Origin of the sequence: Bacillus canaveralius, from assembly GCF_002860125.1 — a bacterium.
Classification (GTDB): domain Bacteria; phylum Bacillota; class Bacilli; order Bacillales; family Cytobacillaceae; genus Bacillus_BJ; species Bacillus_BJ canaveralius.
In genome coordinates, this window is sequence record NZ_PGVA01000001.1 from 132842 (window position 1) to 151409 (window position 18568).

The following is an 18568-nucleotide window of genomic DNA, read 5'->3' on the forward strand; positions in this document are numbered from 1 at the left end:
TATTAACAACTATATCAGGAGTTTCTTAAAAATGGAGCATTAAAAAATGACTAATTTAAAACCTGAAAATATAATATCACCTACATTTTCAATCTCATTAATTATACTTTATATTGGTCGCCTGGTATCATCACTTGGCGATTGGATCTATATGGTTATCTTGAGTCTGATTTTCGCAGAACATGCTCCGCAATATATCCCGCTTTTATGGTTAGCTAAGAGTCTTGCTTCATTTTTTTCTGGATTCATAGCAGGCACGATTTCTGATAGATTTGGGCATAAACAAACGGCTATGGTTTCGGATGTACTTCGTGCCATAACAGTTTTACTAATGCCTAGTTGTATTGAAATACCGTTTATTCTACTATTATTAGTTTTTATAACGAGTTCTTTGGGTTCCTTTTTCTCCTCATCTCTTAATCCTATAATTTCGAGGATCACAGAGAATGAACCTTCATCACGACACCGTGTAAATTCAATTCTAAGCATGATTATGCCATTAGCTCAATTTATAGGCCCTTTTCTAGGAACCATATTAATGCAAAAAAACAACTCACTACCGTTCATTGCTCAATCTATATCATTTATTGTATCAGCAATCAGCTTAATCTTTATTTCTTTTCCCAACGGTGCAATAGGGACGAGTGAATTAAAAACAGAAAAATTAAGGTTAAAAAATCTTTGGGAGGATATCAAATTTTCTTCTAAGTATATTTGGAGGAATACTATACTGAGAAGTATAACCTTAAGTATGACTATATTTATTTTTGGTTCTTCAGCAATAGATGCTTATGAAGTATTGTTTATTACTAAAACATTAGGATTAGGGAAAAGTGAATATGGTTTAATTATCAGTATAGGTGGTATTGCTTACATTATTAGCAGTTTTTGTAACATTTTTGTATCTCGCTACTTGAGTTCAGGCTCTTTATTGTTTTTTGGTTTCCTCATTACTGCTATTGGAAATTTAATATTTGCTTTTTCAGTAAATGTTATAACTCTAGTAATTGGATTGTTAATAACGGCAATAGGAGGAACAACATTTTTTGTAGCGAGTTCTACTCTAACTCAAAATATGGTGTCTATAAATATTCAAGGAAGAATAACGAGTTTACAAGAGATATTGCCTACAGCAGCATCCACTGTCTCTACTGTAATATCAGGTATTTTTATTAGCAGCATTCCAATTCGCTATATCATGATCGCTGGGGCAATAGTTATAATGCTCGGAATCCTCCCGGCTTTAAACGTTCTGTTTTCTTTTCGAACAATTGAACATGAAAAAGCTAAAACTGCTAATATGTAAAAGGCAGTTTTGCTTTCTATGAATGATTAGATCCTGGAACTATATATGTTCAATAAATTAAGGAATTATAGCAATCTATTTTTGTTTTAAGAATGCTTTGAATAAGGATTCTTTTTTTGTTGTTAGGAAACCACTATGGCGGCGATTCTCGCCGCCACCGTTTACCATGAAAATGTTGATTCATAATAAATTTACAATAATTAAAAACCGAATCTCTAATAGTAACGTCAAATGTATAGAAAGAAGGGCAGGGAGGTTGGGCATGGCTACCAATCATTGCAATGCATCTAGTTTCACTGAAATACAGGATCATCATCATTTTCCTATTACGAATCGAGACATTTGGTTGAACGAATTAATGAATAACTATGGAGAAGACATTGTCAGGCTAGCCTATAGTTATGTAAGAGATAAATCAGCTGCTGAAGATATAGCGCAAAACACTTTTATAAAATGTTATAAATATGCTTCTGCTTTTCGAGGTGATTCAACAATTAAAACTTGGTTATATAGAATTGCTATTAACTGTTGTAAAGATTATTTGAGAAGCTCTTATTTTAAGCGTATATTGCCAACTAATATAATTCAAAATTTTATTCAAGAGCCTTCACCCTCAACCGAATCAGTTTATTTCGAGAGTGATAAATCGAATGCTCTAATTCAATGTGTATTTGGTTTACCACCAAAATATAGAGAGGTTATCATGTTGCATTATTTCGAAAACTTAAAAATAAAAGAGATTGAGCAGATATTGGATTTAAAAGGAAATACGATAAAAACTCGATTAAGAAAAGCAAGAACGATGCTAAAAGAAAAAATAGAGAAAGAGAAAGGGGGATATAACTTTGAATGAGAAATTAAAAGATTTAAGAAAAATCATGATTTCTACTGAATTACGTGATGTAAAATTCGGAAACAAAAATAAAGAATATGTCTTTAAAAGTATAAATTCTACTAAAAAAAAGCATAGAAGAGTGAATGATTGGATACCTAGAAGTCTTAGTATTGTGATGATATCTGGATTTATTTTCGCTTCATTAGTATTTGCTAAGGAGTATATTTTGAAACCAGACTCATCTCAAAACAGCCATTACTCTCAAAGTGAGACGAACGAAAGAAATATGAGTTCTGATAGTACGGATAATACTGAAGAGGAAATAAAAAATGAAGATTCAGAAGTATTAACAAAGGAAGAAACTCAACTACTTATGTTAAATACACTGCATCATTTTAAGACAGCTAAAGGTTCATTCATTAATGAAAGTGAAAATTACAAAGAAACAGTCGAATATCAAGTTAGTTTGATAAAAGATGAAATCGGTTCTTATATAAAAACAAATGTAAATATGAAAAATCAAGATTTGAATGAAGAAACGAAAAAAGAAGAAACGGATAGAACAGAGGTTTTTGACGGAGAGAAAATCTTACAGCTTTTTAATGAAAGCAAAAAATATCAAGTGGCTGCTGCTGAAGTACCTTCTACTAGGGAAAATAAGATTACTTTAGAAGAAGTGTATAACCAAACTGAAGACGGTTCACCAGTTTATAGAGCCCATCCATTTGCCGGATCTGCTGCTAGCTCTTTATATCCATATGAAATGGCAACAAATTTTTTGAAAGATCATGACAAATGGGAGATAGAGAAGCAATCTTCAACATTACTTGATAAAAATGTAATTATTATCAAGGGAAGCTTAAATGACGATGATTCTGATAAATACAATGCTTCATCTTTTAGATTTTGGGTTGAGAGACAAACCGGAATTCTCCTTAAAATGGAATTATATAAAGATGATCAAGTTGTAGAATCCCTGGTTACAAATGAATTAGAGTTAAACAAAACTATAGATAAAAACAAATTTTCTATTGCTATACCCGAAGGCTATACATTAGATAAATAATCACAAGATTATTCCATACTTAAGTCATTGAATATAGACCGATTACCTTCATCGGTCTATTTTTTCTAAACCAGGGAGGATTCGAAGTGAAAAAAATAGTAATATTGTGGGTCTGTATATGTTCATTTGTGCTTAGCGCGTGCTTTCCAACAGGCGAACAGAAGGATTCTTCACGTTCGGTAAGCGTAGGTACCGCAAGTGGTTCTACACCTAAATTTATGGAAATGGAATTGGAAGAAAACCTGAAGATTAATGCAGACATAACTGGGGTTGAAAGCAAAAAATTAAAAAACTACTCAATTTCTTTAAAAAATCTTGATGAAAATCAAATATTGAAAACTTTTTTGAAAGACAAAACGATAGTAGAGAACCGTGAAGTTAAAAATGACTTATTTCCTGATTATAAAGACAAATTCTTCGGCTTTTCAGATGGATCGTATTTGACAATGCAATTAGGTTCTATAAGGTATGACGATTCTTTTTATAGTGAACGTGAATACGAAAATGTCATAAGCGGTTCCACCTACTTTATGCGGAATGATTTAAAGGATGTATTTAATGAGACAACACTTGAGGGCCTTGATAAAAACGAAGCGGTTGAAAAGGTCAGGAACGCAGTAAAGGATTTAGGAATCTTCCAGACAGGAAATCCGGAAGTCATTACTCTCGATTTTAAAACGTTAGAAAGCGAATGGGAGGATTACGAAACAAAGGATGGAAGCCAGCCGCGCAAATTTGAAAAAGATGATGAAGCGTATGCTGTCATCTTCCCTGTTGTTCTTGACAAAACCAACATTACTAACAAAGGGTATTCCAATGCTGACAATCAAATGGAGGTGGTCGGGAGCCGGATTATGGGCGTTGTCGGTAAGGATGGTTTAATTTTTCTGACGGTCCAGGGTATCTACGAAATAGGTGAAACACTTAAAGACAATATATCCCCCATTTCTTTGGAAACGGCTCTTGAAAAAGTTAAAAACAAGTATAAGGATGTTTTAATAAAAGACCCGATTTTAATATCCAGAATAGCATTGGAATATGTGCCGACCGTATCCACTACTGAGGGAATCAACTATAAACTAATTCCGGCCTGGGTCTTTTCAGGAAAACAGGATTTAACCATTGACGATAAAAAAGGTGGATCATTCAAAATGTCAGCTGATTTCAGCATCTTGATCAATGCGGAAACGGGTGAAGAATTACGCAGCGGGGGTGAACGTTAAGGATGAAAAGAAGAGCCTTTGCGATGTCCTTTATGCAGGTTTTTTCCTCTCCGGTTTTTTATCTTTCCGCCATTGGAGTTACTTTTCTATGTTTCATAAGTATTTGGGAGAGAATATCTGCCTCTGAAGCGGGTGTGACGGTCTATTATAGTTTAGACATATTCATTGGTTTAACCATGTTAAAAAAATTAGTCGTGTTATTTGCGGCCCTTCCTTATGTAGCAAGCTTCTGCAGTGATTGGAAATTTCAATACATAAAACCGGTGGTTATTCGAACCGGAATTAAAAAGTATGTGTGGTCAAAGATTTTCACCTGTTTTGTTAGTGGATTATTAACTGTATTTTTAGGGCTAGTTTTGTTCATTACATTGCTTTCGTTTAAAGTGCCCATATTTCCAAGTGGAAATTTGGACCAAGAATTTCTTCCGCCATTTGGAACGCTGGCTAAGGGAGATTTTCCGATTCTATTATTATTAGCTGAAAGTTTTGTTTTTAGTATGGCTGCTGCATTGTGGACAGTGGTTGGACTGGCTGTGTCCGCATTCATTCCGATTCACTTTGTTGCGATCGCTGCACCAGTAATTGCGAGTTATGTCCTGGAAGAAATGACTATGTTTCTTCCAAATTGGCTTAACCTTTATTATATAACAAGGAGTGCGGATGTGATTCATCAAGGCCCTCTTGTTAGTATTACCTACTTCATTTTTATTTTCATTCTGTTTTCTGTTTTAGCAGGGTTACTGTTTGACTATCAAGTAAAGAGGCGATTACGTAATGAAGTTGTTTAATATATCCCGATTGGTTTGTTATCAAAATTTTCGTAAATGGTCATCCAATTATAGAGTTTGGGTAATCGCAATCCTGCTCATCATTTTGACACACAATTTCACAAAGGAAATCGTTGATTTTGCAAAAGACGTTAATATCGATGTTTCTCCGTGGATATTTCCTTTTCTTTTTACCCAGAAATTTATTAAACTGCTGTTCTTTTTTCCATTGATTTTGCTCTTTAGTGATGCTCCATTCATCGATGAAAATCAGCCATACATAATCGCAAGAAGCGGAAGAACCCCATGGAGCATCGGCCAGATAGGCTATATTATCATTGCTTCCGCCCTTTATTTTATCTTTTTGATGATCCTTACGATTGTCATAAACTTTCCTAGTATTCAGTTTACAACAGAATGGGGAAAAGTTCTTGGAACGCTTGCAAATACAAATGCTGCTGTTGAAATAGGTCTTAAAACCCTCATCCTCCCTAGTATTACTCACTACTTTTCTCCATTACAGGCCATGTGGTTTACGTTTTTGCTTTCATGGCTGGCCGGTGTTTTTTTGGGATTACTTATTTATGTTTTGAATTCCCTTACGAATACGAGAATTTTTGGAGTATTAACAGCATCGTTCTTTCTGGTATTGGATGCAACCATTTTAGGTAAACCATTTCTCTACCGTTTTTCTCCTGTTTCATGGAGCAATCTTGCCCGTATTGATATTGAAGGAACCACACCAATGCCATCGATAACCTATATATATATTGGTTTTGCACTACTTATTGTGACGATGATTATATTAGCCATTATTGTAAATCGTAAGCAGACAATTAATGTTTTACCCCCCATTTAAGGCAGAGAGGAGCTGTAAATATGAAGGTAGCTATAGAGATCGACAACTTAACAAAAAAATTTGGAGATACGACCGTTTTAGATAGAATCACCCTATCACTGGAGAAAAATAAAATTCATGGTTTAATCGGCAGAAACGGTTCGGGAAAAACGATGCTGTTAAAGTGTATTTGTGGATTCGTCATCCCGACAACCGGAACAATCAAAGTAGACGGGCAGCAAATAGGAAAAGACTGCGATGTGCCTGAGAATGTAGGGATTATTATTGAAGCTCCGGGGTTTCTTCCCAACTATGACGGATACACAAACTTAAAGTTTCTGGCTGCTATCAAAAACAAAATTTCAAAAGAACAGATATTTGCCGTTATTGAAAAAGTAGGATTGGATCCCAAAAGTAAAAAACACGTGGGGAAATATTCTTTAGGGATGAGGCAGCGCCTTGGGCTTGCCCAGGCTTTAATGGAAGACCCGGATATCCTTATTCTTGATGAACCTATGAATGGGTTGGATAATCGGGGTGTGTCAGATATCCGTGAGCTGCTTTTGGAACTCAGAGACAGAGGCAAAACAATCATACTTGCCAGCCATGGTAAAGAGGATATTGAAATTCTGTGTGACACGGTACATGAACTGGACCGTGGACAGATTATTAACTCAATTGTAAAACCTAATAAGTTGGAGTATGGAGTCAAGAGCAGATAAAATATTTCAATTAAAAGAGTTTCAACAAAAAGATTGTTTCGGCATACTAAGATATACTTAATATGCCGACAGTCTTAAAGCATTTTCTTTTGGAAAGCAGCGATATGATCATATTCATCTTCCAACAGTCTTGATATTCTGATGAAAATAGGAATTAACTCTTTGTAAACCAAGATATTATCATGGTTGGGCTTAATGGTAGGTATGGGCGCCGACCATTTCTGAAACGACATTTAATGAAACGATTTTACCCAAGCCATACAAACCGAGGATTGCCGCTCCCAGGCAAGAGCTTTCAAAGCTTTCCGGAACATACACGTCTTGATCAAATATATCGGCCACCATTTTTTAAGAAATGGCCACTGCCGCTCTTTCCGCCATAATAATACCCTTTTTTAACGCAAACATCCCGAAACAGTTGTTCAATAGATTGAAAGGCATCCTTATCTCCGCCAATCATAGTGCATGCGCCATTTCGGGCGCCTTCCATTCCGCCGCTCGTTCCGACATCAAGAAAATAAACACCTTGTGCTTTTAATTCTTCCGCCGCGCGCGAATCGATTGCTTATAATTGGAATTTCCTCCGTCAATAAAGGCGGCCCTGCGCTTATTTTTCATGTTTGGTTTCCATCTTATTTGTAACAGTGCTAAAATAAAACTATCAGATATAGTTTATTAAGCTGACAATATGGAGGGATCACGATGAGTGGACAATCGGTAACGATCAGTACTGCAAAAGCTGCGACCGAATTTACGGTGAACAGAATGGCCTGTTATCATCGCGTGAAGGTTCTTGAGGTCATAAGTCCCGGTAACGAGCCCATCTATCTGTTTTTCTATAAAAACCGCTTTATTCTTGGTAAGTCAACGAAAATATCCGACCATTCCCGTTTGAAAAAAGTTTTTACAGAAGGCATTATCTTTTCATCGCCCCATCCGCTTATTGATACGATGCTTCTTCAGCAGCATACCTTCCCATTGAAGTTGGAAAAACAGGTCCAGAACATGCTCCGAAAGCAATATTCTTCACAAGAAACTGCACTCATTCTCTCTTTTTTCGATTCCTTTATGCCAAAACACGCCATCATTGATACAATGAAAGCTTTCTTTTACGAATATCGACGCAATGGCCAGCTCCGCTTTGCTTATCAAATTCTCATGATTATTATTGATTTCGAACCGGAAAATACGTGGGCACAAGAACTTTCCCACCATGTGTATTATCAAAAATATAAGCTCCTTTATGACAGGATAGATCCGGAACTGCATGCGAAAGATTCCCTTTATTCCGAGATGAATGCCTTTTATCAAAAGGAGAGCGAGCCCCATTTTGCTTATTTGCAGACGGTTTTATCGAAGGAAGCCAGATGGCATGACCTGCTCGTCCTATACATCGATCATTTCCGCACATCAAGCTGTCCTGAAGAAAAATATTATGACCAGTTTATACAATTAATTACTGCTCATCTGTCAGAAAAAGAGCGGTCTGTCTTGTTATCGGATCCTTTTCTTAAAAAGGTTGTAAAAGGAAATCGGCTTCAGAAAGAAGTATTTGAAATGATGATTGATATCGGACAATTTGAAGATGCAATCAATCTGATCACTGAACAGCCGCGTTCCAATATTACCGGGCCTCAGCAACAGCAGTTAGCCGAATTATTTGAAAAAAACTCTTTGAGCATCAAGAAATTACACTTGGAAAACCTGCGCACATACCTGATTCATGAAACAAGCCATGTCAATTTGGAAAAGATACTCCAAGCGATTATTCCTCTATTATTAAGTGAAAACAGCATCTCCTATGTCCATAATTGGCTCCAGCCTTTGTTGGAAATTGAAAATTCCATTCCGACCATGAAATTAATTACGTCGATGTTTATCATTCAAGATGATCCGGATAAGCAGTTTTCACTTGGCCAGTATTATCACAAATTTAAACAGTACGAGAAAGCGATAGAGTGCTTTACATGGGAAATGGAATTAAAACCCGACGATCCGAATCCTGTCCAGTGGTTGACAAAGGTTTACCGTGAACTCGGGATGGTTGAAGAATCGAATAATTACCTGTACATCTACTCCAATATGCAAAAAGCTTGAATCGGCAGGGTCGTCTTAATTTTAAAACGCAGTCACGGCTTTTAAAGAACAATTCCAGCATAAGCTTGCTAGAAATGATTTTTTTAAACACGTAATGATAAACATATTTTCAAAGTCACCCAAGCTGAAAAAGATTGGCAGAACAATTCTTTCAGTAGTTCTGCTATAATTTAGAAATAATAAAGATATAGAACAAGGGTGATGATCTTGAATAAACAACTAAAGACCGGACTGGTGCTTGATGTTGAAACGACAGGACTTAGTCCAAAGTCAGATGAAATCATTGAGCTTGCTTTAAAGTTATTTTCTTATCGTGAGGATACAGGAGAGGTGCTTGAGATCATTGATGAGGCTTCTTTTCTAAGAGAGCCAATCTCAACATCTGCCCGGCAAAATTATGACCAAGCCTTTAAAATTCATGGTATCCCTTATCAATCGGTGATGGGCAAAAGCTTTTATGATGCGAAAGTGACATCATTTTTTTACAGGGCGGATACCGTACTGGCCCATAATGCATCCTTTGACAGGAGTTTTTTATACTGGATGTACCCGGAGGTTAACGATTTAGAATGGTATTGTACAATGAAAGGCGTTGCCTGGAAAGACTATGGTTTTCCCAACAGCAAGCTTCTGACCCTATTAAAATCACATAGTATTACCAACTACCAGACACATAGGGCGTTAGATGATATTACATACTTAATGGAATTGCTTAAAAAGATAAGCCCTCAAGGAGCTCCATACCTTAAAGAGGTTCTGCAAAAGCGCCCGATGAGCAAGTATCAACCGGCTGGGGCCAAAAAAAGTTACAAGCGTTCACTTGCTATGGAGGAGAATGGCAGGCATGCAATAAATGAATAACTATTCATAATAATGTAACTTTTTGCAAACTATGTATGATGAGGCTCCTTCACTTTAAGGTCGGAAGTGGGGGAGTGTTGCATTAAATAGGAGCTGTTAAGTGCTTAGAGCATTTTTTTGTTGAACTAAAATTTGATACGAAAGCTATTTATAAAAGCTAAGAATTGTTTTTGTGAATCGAGTAAAATCGTCAAGGTGAAGCTCGATTACTTTTTGAAGAATATTCAGTTGAATAGTTCGATAGTCATGTACAGCGATATTTCTAAATCCAACCATTGCTTTCATTTGTCTGCTTAATTCATCATTAATAATTTTTTGTGAGTGCAGAATGTCAAAAGCATCTCTGCTTGATTGCGGCAAACCAAGCCCTTCTGTGGCAATGATGTGCATGGCGATATCAATACAAGCTTCGCAGGATCTTTGAATATTGAGGATGATCGAGTCCTGCTTTGTAAAATTGTTTAGATTGTCCGGGTTGTCTTTATATTCTTCACGAACCCTCTTTATACAACGTTCAATAATACTGACTTTATTAAGGATGACATCATTTTTCATAGATAATCCCGCTTTCAAAAATTTTATCCAATATAACCTGCCGTTCTTCGTTGAGCTTTGCATACATTTTTAAAGTCTTCATCTCGAACGCTCTTTTTGCAGCTTCATCAGCACAATAAATCGTTTTTCCCGTTGTAATAATTTGAGCTTGAAAGACGGTGGACGACCGGGACAAATCAATAAGGTCAACATCCCTTTTCGCATGATCAGCGAGCTGCTGAGAGAGAATAAATAAATCGTATGGTGTAACTGACTTATTGCTAAAAAAAGCAATATCGAGATCGCTATTTTGGTTTGCTATTCCTTTCGCTGCCGAACCGAATAGGATAACAAAAACTGGTTCAAGTTCCGTCACCAAAGTGTTTATGATTTTCTTACATATCAGTTCGCTCACCTCAATCACTCCAACTCGTTATTTCCTAGTTAAACTTAATTTTAAACAAGAAATTAAGGTTTTAAAATCTTTTTTTAAAAGATCATATAGAAAATTGAATTAAAGAAGATAATAGATGTTCCTCGAACAAAAAAGCCGACTGTCCCAGACACAATCGGCTTTAATCATTCTTTGCTGTGCTGTCAGTTTCCAGCCATGTTTGGGACCATTTTTCTATTTCCCTCATCAGAGGTTCCAGAGATAAACCTTTTTCGGTCAAAGAGTATTCGATTCGAACAGGAGTTTCTGGAAAAACTTCGCGGTTCACGATCCCCTGATTCTCCAATTCCTTTAACCTTTCTGAAAGCAGTCTTCCGCTCACGCCAATCGCAGATTCGATCGTACAAAAACGCTGTGGACCCGACAGCATTTGGTAAATGATCAGCCCTGTCCATCGCTGGCTTAAAATACTCATCGCTTTTTCAAACCTCGGGCAAAGTGCAGTTGTATTCATGTCTTCCATCCTCCCGTTGTTAATAGTATATCCTATTGTGAAAAATAATAACATTATTTTATACCATTAAGTTACTTGACATTATTAAATTACAAAAATATAATTACTTACATAAAGTAACTAACTTTATTGTTGAGAAAAATAAGGAAAAGGAAACAATAAGCAAGAATGTAGTATATGTTAGTTGGAATGAATATTTATACATGGGAGGGTTTTATGGAATTTCATCGCCAGCCACACACATTCGTTCGTCAAGTTGACCTAAAAGTAGAGAATTTGGAGCGGTCTTTAAATTTTTATCAAAACGTGATTGGGTTTCGCGTCTTGGAGCAATCAGCCGGAAAAGCGATATTAACAGCAGACGGGCGAACTCCCCTGTTGTCGATCGAACAGCCGGAAAATGTGGTTCCGAAACAGCCACGCACTACAGGTTTATACCATTACGCACTGTTGCTCCCGAAACGGTCCGATTTAGCAGCGGTTTTAAAGCACTTTATCAAACACGGTTATCCATTGCAAGGAGCTTCTGATCATCTTGTCAGTGAAGCGCTATATTTAGTAGACCCGGATGGAAATGGGATTGAGATTTATACTGATCGGCCTGCTTCAACATGGGATTGGCACAATGGTGAAGTAGTGATGGCAACCGAACGGTTAGACGCAGAAGACCTTCTTGCGGAGGGGAACGGTCAAGAGTGGAACGGTCTTCCTGAAAGAACATTGATGGGGCATATCCATTTGCATGTAGCCGAATTACAAAAAACTGAAGAGTTTTATATTCAGGGTTTGGGATTTGATATCGCAACCCGTTACGGAAATCAGGCATTGTTTATCTCTACCGGCGGATATCATCATCACATCGGATTAAATACATGGAACGGAGTGGGGGCACCGGCGCCTGCTGATAACAGTGTTGGATTGAATTGGTTTTCTTTAGTGCTGCCGAACGAACAAGCTAGAAAAGAAGTAGTCGAGCAGCTCCATAAAATGGGTGCCTTGGTTCAAGAAAAGAGTGGTGTCTTCATAACAGAGGATCCATCCGGAAATCGCATTCAGTTATTAGTTTGAAACTTTCAAAAGTATAAAAAGCAAGAGGCGCTGCCGTAAAGGCTCCGCCTCTTTTCTTGGTTTAAAGCTTAAACGAACTTTTCAACGATACGATCAGGTTGAAAACTGCTTTTCCTTCTGTTGAAAGCTTTGGATCGACATTAAAGTAGCCGTGCCTGAAAAATTGGAATTTATCATGCGGCTTGACATCTTTCATGTTTGGTTCGATAAACCCCTGCACGATCTGCAAGGAATTATCGTTCACGTAATCAAGGAACGTTTTCTCTTCCATGCTATCAACATCTTCATTTTCGTTTGTATCCGCATCGAGAATCAATGGCTCATACAGCCGGAACTCCGCGGGAATGGCTTGAGTTGCGTCAACCCAGTGCAGCGTTCCTTTCACTTTTCGGCCGGTAAAGCCTGTCCCGCTTTTTGTTTCGGGATCGTACGTGCAGCGCAGCTCAATCACTTCGCCGTTCTCGTCCTTGATAACTTCCTCACATTTGATGAAGTAGGCATGCTTTAAGCGTACTTCATTGCCGGGGAAAAGACGGAAATACTTTTTCGGAGGATTTTCCATGAAGTCATCCTGCTCGATATAGATTTCTCGTGAAAAAGGGATTTGGCGCATTCCCATGTCCGGATTCTCCGGATTGATTTCGGCATCAAGCATTTCGACCTGGCCCTCAGGATAATTGGTAATGACGACTTTTAAAGGCCGTAAAATTCCCATCGTTCTTGGCGCTTTCAGTTTTAAATCTTCTCTAATAAAATGTTCAAGCATCGCAGAATCAACTATTCCAAACCCTTTTGAAACACCTGTTGCTTGAATAAACTCGCGAATCGCTTCCGGGGTATAGCCTCTTCGTCTTAAGCCGGAGAGCGTCGGCATTCTTGGATCATCCCAGCCGTCGACAAATTCTTCCTCAACGAGCTGCTTTAGCTTTCGTTTGCTCATCACCGTGTTTGTCAGGTTTAGCCGGCCGAATTCAATTTGCTGTGGCTTGTTTTCCATTTCGCACTCTGCAACGACCCAATTATAAAGCGGGCGTTGATCCTCAAATTCGGTTGTACAAAGAGAATGCGTGACGCCTTCAATAGCATCCTCAAGCGGGTGGGCAAACCCGTACATCGGATAGATACACCATTTGTCACCAGTGTTGTGGTGTGTCGCATGGGAAACCCGGTATATGACGGGATCGCGCAAATTAACGTTCGGTGAAGACATATCAATTTTTGCGCGCAGCACCTTTTTACCGTTTTCAAACTCGCCGTTGCGCATTCTTTCGAATAAATCCAAGTTCTCTTCAATCGAACGATTTCGATAAGGACTGTCTTTTCCAGGCTCTGTTAATGTGCCGCGGTATTGACGGATTTCATCGGGCGTTAAGTCATCCACATATGCTTTTCCCTTGTTAATTAACAGGACAGCCCTGTTGTACATTTCTTCGAAATAGTCGGAGGCAAAGCGCAGTTCATCCCATTCATAGCCAAGCCATTTGACATCTTCTTTAATTGAGTCAACATATTCCTGGTCTTCTTTTAATGGGTTGGTGTCATCAAAACGCAAATTGGTTTTCCCGTTAAAATCATCGGCGAGGCCAAAATTAATGACGATCGACTTCGCGTGGCCAATGTGAAGGTAACCGTTCGGCTCCGGCGGAAAACGGGTGACAACTTTGTCGCGTTTCCCTGTTTCCAAATCCTCTTGAATAATGGTCCGAATAAAGTTTGACGAGTTTTGTTCCAAACAGTATCAGCCTTTCTTTTTATGTAAGTTATCTCTTATTTTAAAGGTATCCCTTATATATTTCCATAGAACTATATACTACTCATAAAAGAACATAAATTCAAGCGTGTTGCAGACAATACGCAAGAAAATGGAGTTGTGATCGCCTGCTTTACGAACAATAGGGGTCAAGAATAAAGAGTTATCGCAAAAAATAATTTTAATATAGTTAAACTGTGTATTTCCGACGTGGAAAAATGAAAATGCTTTCTTTAAAAATGGATGGAAGACGATCCCTTTTACAACATAATTCGCTACTTTTAAAGGTTCGCGTATATGTAAAAAGTTCGGTTTTAGCTTTTGCTTAAAAATTTCCTAATAAAACAAATTAATAGAATGCTAACAAGATTAATATGTTGCGACAACTTACATTATTACTTTAAAGCGTTTATGCTTTTACTTATAAAAATCGTTTAAAAAGTTTTGTTTTTACATTTAAATCCGAACATTACATAATCTTTTTCATGTAAATTGCACCAGTTTAATATGTCGAAATATAGGGTAATTAACTGTTTTTTTATGATCTTAGGAACATTATCTTATTTTTTAGTTTTCTTTATATTGAAAAAATTACTTCTTAACGGTATACTGACATTCATAAAGTAATAACTAAGTGATTAGTAGAACTTTAGATAAAGAGAATTGAAGTTGAGGTGACAGACATAAATGGCTCAAAATGCATTATTAAATGTTGAGGGGTTAAAGACATATTTTGATTTGGACAAAAAGTTGATAGCCAAGGCGGTCGACGGTGTTGACTTTTCAATAAATCCCGGCGAGACAGTAGCCCTCGTTGGAGAATCAGGCAGCGGAAAAAGTATTACATCGCTGTCGATCATGAAGCTGGTCAACAAACCAGGAAAAATCAAAGAAGGAAAAATCTTATTTGGCGGCAAAGACCTTGTCAGCCTGTCCGATAAAGAAATGTCAACAGTGCGCGGCAGTGAAATCGGGATGATTTTCCAGGAGCCGATGACTGCGTTAAACCCGGTATTTACAATTGGCAACCAAATTGTCGAAACATTGATAAGACATAAAAAATTGACAAAAAAACAAGCGTATCAAAGAGGGGTAGAACTTTTAAGGATTGTTGGCTTTCCAAGAGCGGAAGAAACGATGAAGGAATATCCGCACCAGCTGTCCGGCGGAATGAGGCAGAGGGCGATGATCGCGATCGCAATTTCGTGTGATCCAAAATTATTAATTGCGGACGAGCCGACAACTGCACTTGATGTAACAATTCAAGCCCAGATTCTCGATCTTTTGGACGAGATGAAGAAGAAGTTTAATATGGCAGTCTTGTTGATTACGCATGACCTCGGTGTGGTCGCAGAATATGCAGACCGGGTGATGGTGATGTATGGCGGGCAAATCGTCGAAGAAACGACTGTTGAAAGGCTATTTGAGGAGCCAAAGCACCCTTATACAAGCGGATTGCTTGAAAGCTTGCCAGCCCTGGATAAAGACGTTGACAGACTGGGATCCATTAAAGGCACAGTTCCACCTGCATATAACTTTCCTGTTGGCTGCCGCTTTTCCGACCGCTGTCCGCATGTGATGGACAAATGCCGGCAGGCCAACCCGGACCTTTATGCAACAGAACCGGGCCACAACGTGCGTTGCTATCTATATGAATAGAAGGGGGCTTAATACGTGTCAGTTACAGAAAAAGAGATAAAAACAGAGACAAAGCATGACTTGATCATGCAGGCTAAAAACATCAAGAAGTACTTCCCGATCAAGGGGGGGATTATAAGACAAACAGTCGGCCACGTAAAAGCGGTTGATGATGTGTCGCTTGATATTCGAAGAGGCGAAACGCTTGGAGTTGTAGGTGAATCGGGTTCGGGAAAGTCGACTCTTGGCCGGGTGCTTCTGCGTTTGCTCGATCCGACCGAAGGGCAAATCATTTTTAATAATGATGATATAACCACATTGGGGAACCGGAAGATGCGCCCTTACCGCCGGGATATGCAAATGATTTTCCAGGATCCATTTGCTTCACTAAATCCGAAAATGAGTGTCGGTGAGCTGATTGAGGAACCTTTGCTCGTTCAAACAAACAAAAGCAAAAGCGAGCGTAAAGAAATAGCAAGCAGCTTGCTTGAAAAAGTAGGGCTTCGCCCCGATGCAAGGCATAAATACCCCCATGAGTTTTCTGGAGGCCAGCGCCAGCGGATCAGTATTGCCAGGGCACTTACCCTTAATCCAAAGTTCATCATTGGTGATGAACCGGTTTCAGCACTTGACGTGTCGATTCAAGCCCAGGTTCTTAACTTAATGGCCGATCTTCAGGATGAGTTTGATCTAACATATTTGTTTATTGCCCATGATTTGAGTGTCGTTAAACATATCAGTGACCGGGTAGCGGTTATGTATCTGGGACGTATTGCTGAAATATCTCCCAAGAAAGATCTTTATGAAACTCCGCTTCATCCTTATACTCAGGCATTGCTATCGTCTGTACCGACTATCGACGTCCGCAAGCGCAGGGAGAAAATTATTTTGAAAGGGGATTTGCCAAGTCCGTCAAATCCTCCATCAGGCTGTACATTTCGGACTCGTTGTCCACATGCCCACGAACGCTGTGCAGTTGATCGTCCGGAATTAATTGATGTTGGCAACGATCATTTGGTTGCGTGCCATTTGTACGATAAATAATCCAAATCAACTGTTCTGTAAGGAGGTGGTGCTGAACGGAGAGATTGATGTTCCACCATGTAAAACCGAAAATTTAAAAGGGGTGAATATTTTGAAAGAGAAGAAACGTTGGTTACAAATGCTTGTGTTCGTTCTAGTATTAGGATTGCTTGCTGCGTGTAATGGCGGTGGAGACAAGCCTGCTTCAGACGATGGTAAAGGTGAGGAAGCAAGCGGTGAGCCGCAAAAAGGCGGTACGTTAACCGGTGCAATGGATACTCCGCCAGAGGGAGTATTTAACCCTATTTACTATACATCAGCTTATGAAGCAAATATTCTTGATTTCACACATGAAGGATTACTTACCCAGAATAAAGATTTAGAGTTTATTGAAAATCTTGCTGAGTCTTGGGAGTTTAATGATGATCAGACTGAAGTAACGTTTAAATTGCGAGAAAATGCAAAATGGCATGATGGTGAGCCATTCACTGCCGATGATGTGGTATTTACTTATAAAACTCTATCCACCCCTGGATATGCTGAAGCAGGCGGTGTACGCCAAGACTTTGCGGTCCGTTTGCTAGGCTATGAAGAATTCTCTACTGGCGCGTCCACTGAATTCCCGGGTGTTGTCGCAGTTGATGATCACACTGTTACATTCAAGTTTGCCGCACCGAACGTAACAGCCCTTAAAGATGCATCTTTCGATATTATTCCTGAACACATTTTTAAAGATGTTCCTATAGCTGACATTCCTAAACATGAAGGAACATTGGAGGCTGGCAAAGTTATTGGTACTGGTCCGTTCAAATTCACTGAAATGGTGGATGGGGAGCAATACGTTCTTGAACGAAATGAAGATTACTGGCAGGGTGCACCATACCTTGATAAAATTGTATGGCGTATTGTAGACCAGGCTGTCATTCTTGGAATGCTGGAAAATGGCGAAGTTGACTTTGTTGCTGAGCCAAATGGATTCCAGGCTGCCGACTATGAAACTGTAGATGCAATGGAAAACCTTGAAATCATTGAACAGCCTGACTTTGGATACCAGATCATGGGCTTTATGGTGAACCACCGTACACCTGAAGATGCTGCATCCGGTGCAATCAAACCTGAAAATTGGGTGCCAAACGAAAAGCTTTCCAACAAAAATGTACGTCAGGCAATCGCCTATGCAGTTAACCGTCAAGGCTTAATTGATGGATTGCTCTACGGCCAAGGCAATGTTATCAATGCACCAATTGCTACACAATTCCCGGCTTATGATGACGAAAAACCAAACCAATATAAATTTGATCCTAAAAAAGCAAAAGAAATGTTGGACAAAGAAGGATATGTTGATACGAACAATGACGGTTTCCGTGAAGATCCACAAGGAAATGAATGGGTATTAACAATGAACTATCCAACAGGAAACAAGCTTCGTGAACGTTCTGCACCAATCATTCAAGAAATGCTTCAAGATGTAGGCATCAAAGTTGATCTTCGCCAGCCAATGGAATTCCCTGTTTATGCAGAAGCGCTAGAAAAAGATAATCAGGATTGGGATATTTACCTGTTAGGCTGGAGTTTGGACAGTGGTGATCCAGACCCTAGTGGATTATGGTCTACAGACGCAGGTTATAACTATGGCCGATGGAACAATCCAGAGGCAGATCAGCTGTTACTAGATGCAATGAAAGCACCGGAAGCATTTGATGCTGAATACCGCAACAAGGTATATAGCGACTGGCAAGTAAAGTTCCAGGACGATCTGCCTGCATTAATACTTTATGCGCAAAACAGCTTGTGGGCACATAATAAGCGTCTGCAGGGTGTCGATGAATTGCCGTATAGCATGATTAATAAGCCACACTTGTGGTGGGTAACTGAATAAGAGGAAAAAGACTGACGGGAAAGAGCGTGTGGATAACGCCGCACGCTCTTTTC

General features: G+C 38.8%; 17 protein-coding genes and 2 pseudogenes. 13 read left to right on the forward strand and 6 right to left on the reverse strand.

Features of this window, described 5'->3' with window-relative positions; all coding sequences use genetic code 11:
* Positions 1 to 46 precede the first annotated feature (46 nt).
* The 7 genes from CU635_RS00575 (at position 47) to CU635_RS00605 (ending at position 6757) form a co-directional block, all read left to right on the forward strand.
* A complete protein-coding gene (locus tag CU635_RS00575) occupies positions 47 to 1306 on the forward strand; it encodes an MFS transporter (protein WP_101575230.1) in 1260 nt (419 codons plus the stop codon).
* Between the two features lie 262 nt (positions 1307 to 1568).
* Positions 1569 to 2159 (forward strand): sigma-70 family RNA polymerase sigma factor, encoded by a 591-nt coding sequence (locus CU635_RS00580; protein WP_101575231.1) that lies wholly within the window; start codon positions 1569 to 1571, stop codon positions 2157 to 2159.
* On the forward strand, positions 2152 to 3207 hold the full coding sequence (locus tag CU635_RS00585; protein ID WP_101575232.1) for a sigma-E factor regulatory protein RseB domain-containing protein: 1056 nt from the start codon (positions 2152 to 2154) through the stop codon (positions 3205 to 3207). The genes CU635_RS00580 and CU635_RS00585 overlap by 8 nt, the downstream gene beginning before the upstream one ends.
* Positions 3208 to 3293: 86 nt before the next feature.
* Positions 3294 to 4430: a hypothetical protein gene (locus CU635_RS00590; RefSeq protein WP_101575233.1), complete on the forward strand. Its 1137-nt coding sequence runs from the start codon at positions 3294 to 3296 to the stop codon at positions 4428 to 4430.
* Between the two features lie 2 nt (positions 4431 to 4432).
* Complete coding sequence (locus CU635_RS00595) at positions 4433 to 5218, forward strand: hypothetical protein (protein ID WP_101575234.1); 786 nt, start codon at positions 4433 to 4435, stop codon at positions 5216 to 5218.
* Entirely contained in the window at positions 5205 to 6056 is an 852-nt protein-coding gene (locus tag CU635_RS00600; RefSeq protein ID WP_101575235.1) for a hypothetical protein, read from the forward strand. Before CU635_RS00595 ends, CU635_RS00600 begins: the two co-directional genes overlap by 14 nt.
* 20 nt (positions 6057 to 6076) lie before the next feature.
* On the forward strand, positions 6077 to 6757 hold the full coding sequence (locus tag CU635_RS00605) for an ABC transporter ATP-binding protein (RefSeq protein WP_101575236.1): 681 nt from the start codon (positions 6077 to 6079) through the stop codon (positions 6755 to 6757).
* Positions 6758 to 6831: 74 nt separating this feature from the next.
* Here the strand turns inward: CU635_RS00605 and CU635_RS23685 are convergent.
* Positions 6832 to 7105: pseudogene (locus tag CU635_RS23685) on the reverse strand (gluconate kinase); the annotation flags it as partial.
* Positions 7089 to 7348 (reverse strand): annotated as a pseudogene (locus CU635_RS00615) (NAD(P)-binding domain-containing protein); the annotation flags it as partial. The pseudogenes CU635_RS23685 and CU635_RS00615, both read right to left, overlap by 17 nt.
* A gap of 111 nt (positions 7349 to 7459) precedes the next feature.
* Between CU635_RS00615 and CU635_RS00620 the strand changes: the two are divergent.
* Together CU635_RS00620 and CU635_RS00625 are read left to right on the forward strand one after the other, a co-directional pair.
* Positions 7460 to 8854 (forward strand): tetratricopeptide repeat protein, encoded by a 1395-nt coding sequence (locus tag CU635_RS00620; protein ID WP_101575237.1) that lies wholly within the window; start codon positions 7460 to 7462, stop codon positions 8852 to 8854.
* A gap of 207 nt (positions 8855 to 9061) precedes the next feature.
* On the forward strand, positions 9062 to 9715 hold the full coding sequence (locus CU635_RS00625) for an exonuclease domain-containing protein (protein WP_373270898.1): 654 nt from the start codon (positions 9062 to 9064) through the stop codon (positions 9713 to 9715).
* 144 nt (positions 9716 to 9859) lie between these two features.
* On the opposite strand, the gene hepT is transcribed toward CU635_RS00625, so the two are convergent.
* From hepT to CU635_RS00640, 3 genes are all read right to left on the reverse strand, one after another.
* Positions 9860 to 10270 (reverse strand): type VII toxin-antitoxin system HepT family RNase toxin, encoded by a 411-nt coding sequence (gene hepT / locus CU635_RS00630; RefSeq protein WP_101575238.1) that lies wholly within the window; start codon positions 10268 to 10270, stop codon positions 9860 to 9862.
* Complete coding sequence (mntA, locus tag CU635_RS00635) at positions 10260 to 10664, reverse strand: type VII toxin-antitoxin system MntA family adenylyltransferase antitoxin (protein WP_101575239.1); 405 nt, start codon at positions 10662 to 10664, stop codon at positions 10260 to 10262. The genes hepT and mntA overlap by 11 nt, the downstream gene beginning before the upstream one ends.
* Positions 10665 to 10824: 160 nt before the next feature.
* Positions 10825 to 11157, reverse strand: a complete 333-nt coding sequence (locus CU635_RS00640) for a winged helix-turn-helix transcriptional regulator (RefSeq protein ID WP_101575240.1) — start codon at positions 11155 to 11157, stop codon at positions 10825 to 10827.
* Between the two features lie 216 nt (positions 11158 to 11373).
* Here CU635_RS00640 and CU635_RS00645 point away from each other — a divergent pair, with 216 nt between their 5' ends.
* Positions 11374 to 12225: a VOC family protein gene (locus CU635_RS00645; RefSeq protein WP_101575241.1), complete on the forward strand. Its 852-nt coding sequence runs from the start codon at positions 11374 to 11376 to the stop codon at positions 12223 to 12225.
* Positions 12226 to 12286: 61 nt separating this feature from the next.
* Here CU635_RS00645 and CU635_RS00650 read toward each other — a convergent pair whose 3' ends face one another.
* Positions 12287 to 13957, reverse strand: coding sequence for a glutamine--tRNA ligase/YqeY domain fusion protein (locus tag CU635_RS00650; protein WP_101575242.1), 1671 nt, complete (start codon positions 13955 to 13957; stop codon positions 12287 to 12289).
* A gap of 705 nt (positions 13958 to 14662) precedes the next feature.
* On the opposite strand from CU635_RS00650, the gene CU635_RS00655 reads away from it, so the two are divergent.
* From CU635_RS00655 to CU635_RS00665, 3 genes are all read left to right on the forward strand, one after another.
* The gene (locus CU635_RS00655; RefSeq protein ID WP_101575243.1) at positions 14663 to 15634 is read left to right on the forward strand and encodes an ABC transporter ATP-binding protein; all 972 of its coding nucleotides are present in this window, start codon (positions 14663 to 14665) and stop codon (positions 15632 to 15634) included.
* A 15-nt stretch (positions 15635 to 15649) separates the two neighbouring features.
* Complete coding sequence (locus tag CU635_RS00660; RefSeq protein ID WP_101575244.1) at positions 15650 to 16657, forward strand: ABC transporter ATP-binding protein; 1008 nt, start codon at positions 15650 to 15652, stop codon at positions 16655 to 16657.
* Positions 16658 to 16739: 82 nt separating this feature from the next.
* Entirely contained in the window at positions 16740 to 18515 is a 1776-nt protein-coding gene (locus CU635_RS00665; protein WP_308314942.1) for a peptide-binding protein, read from the forward strand.
* Positions 18516 to 18568 lie beyond the last annotated feature (53 nt).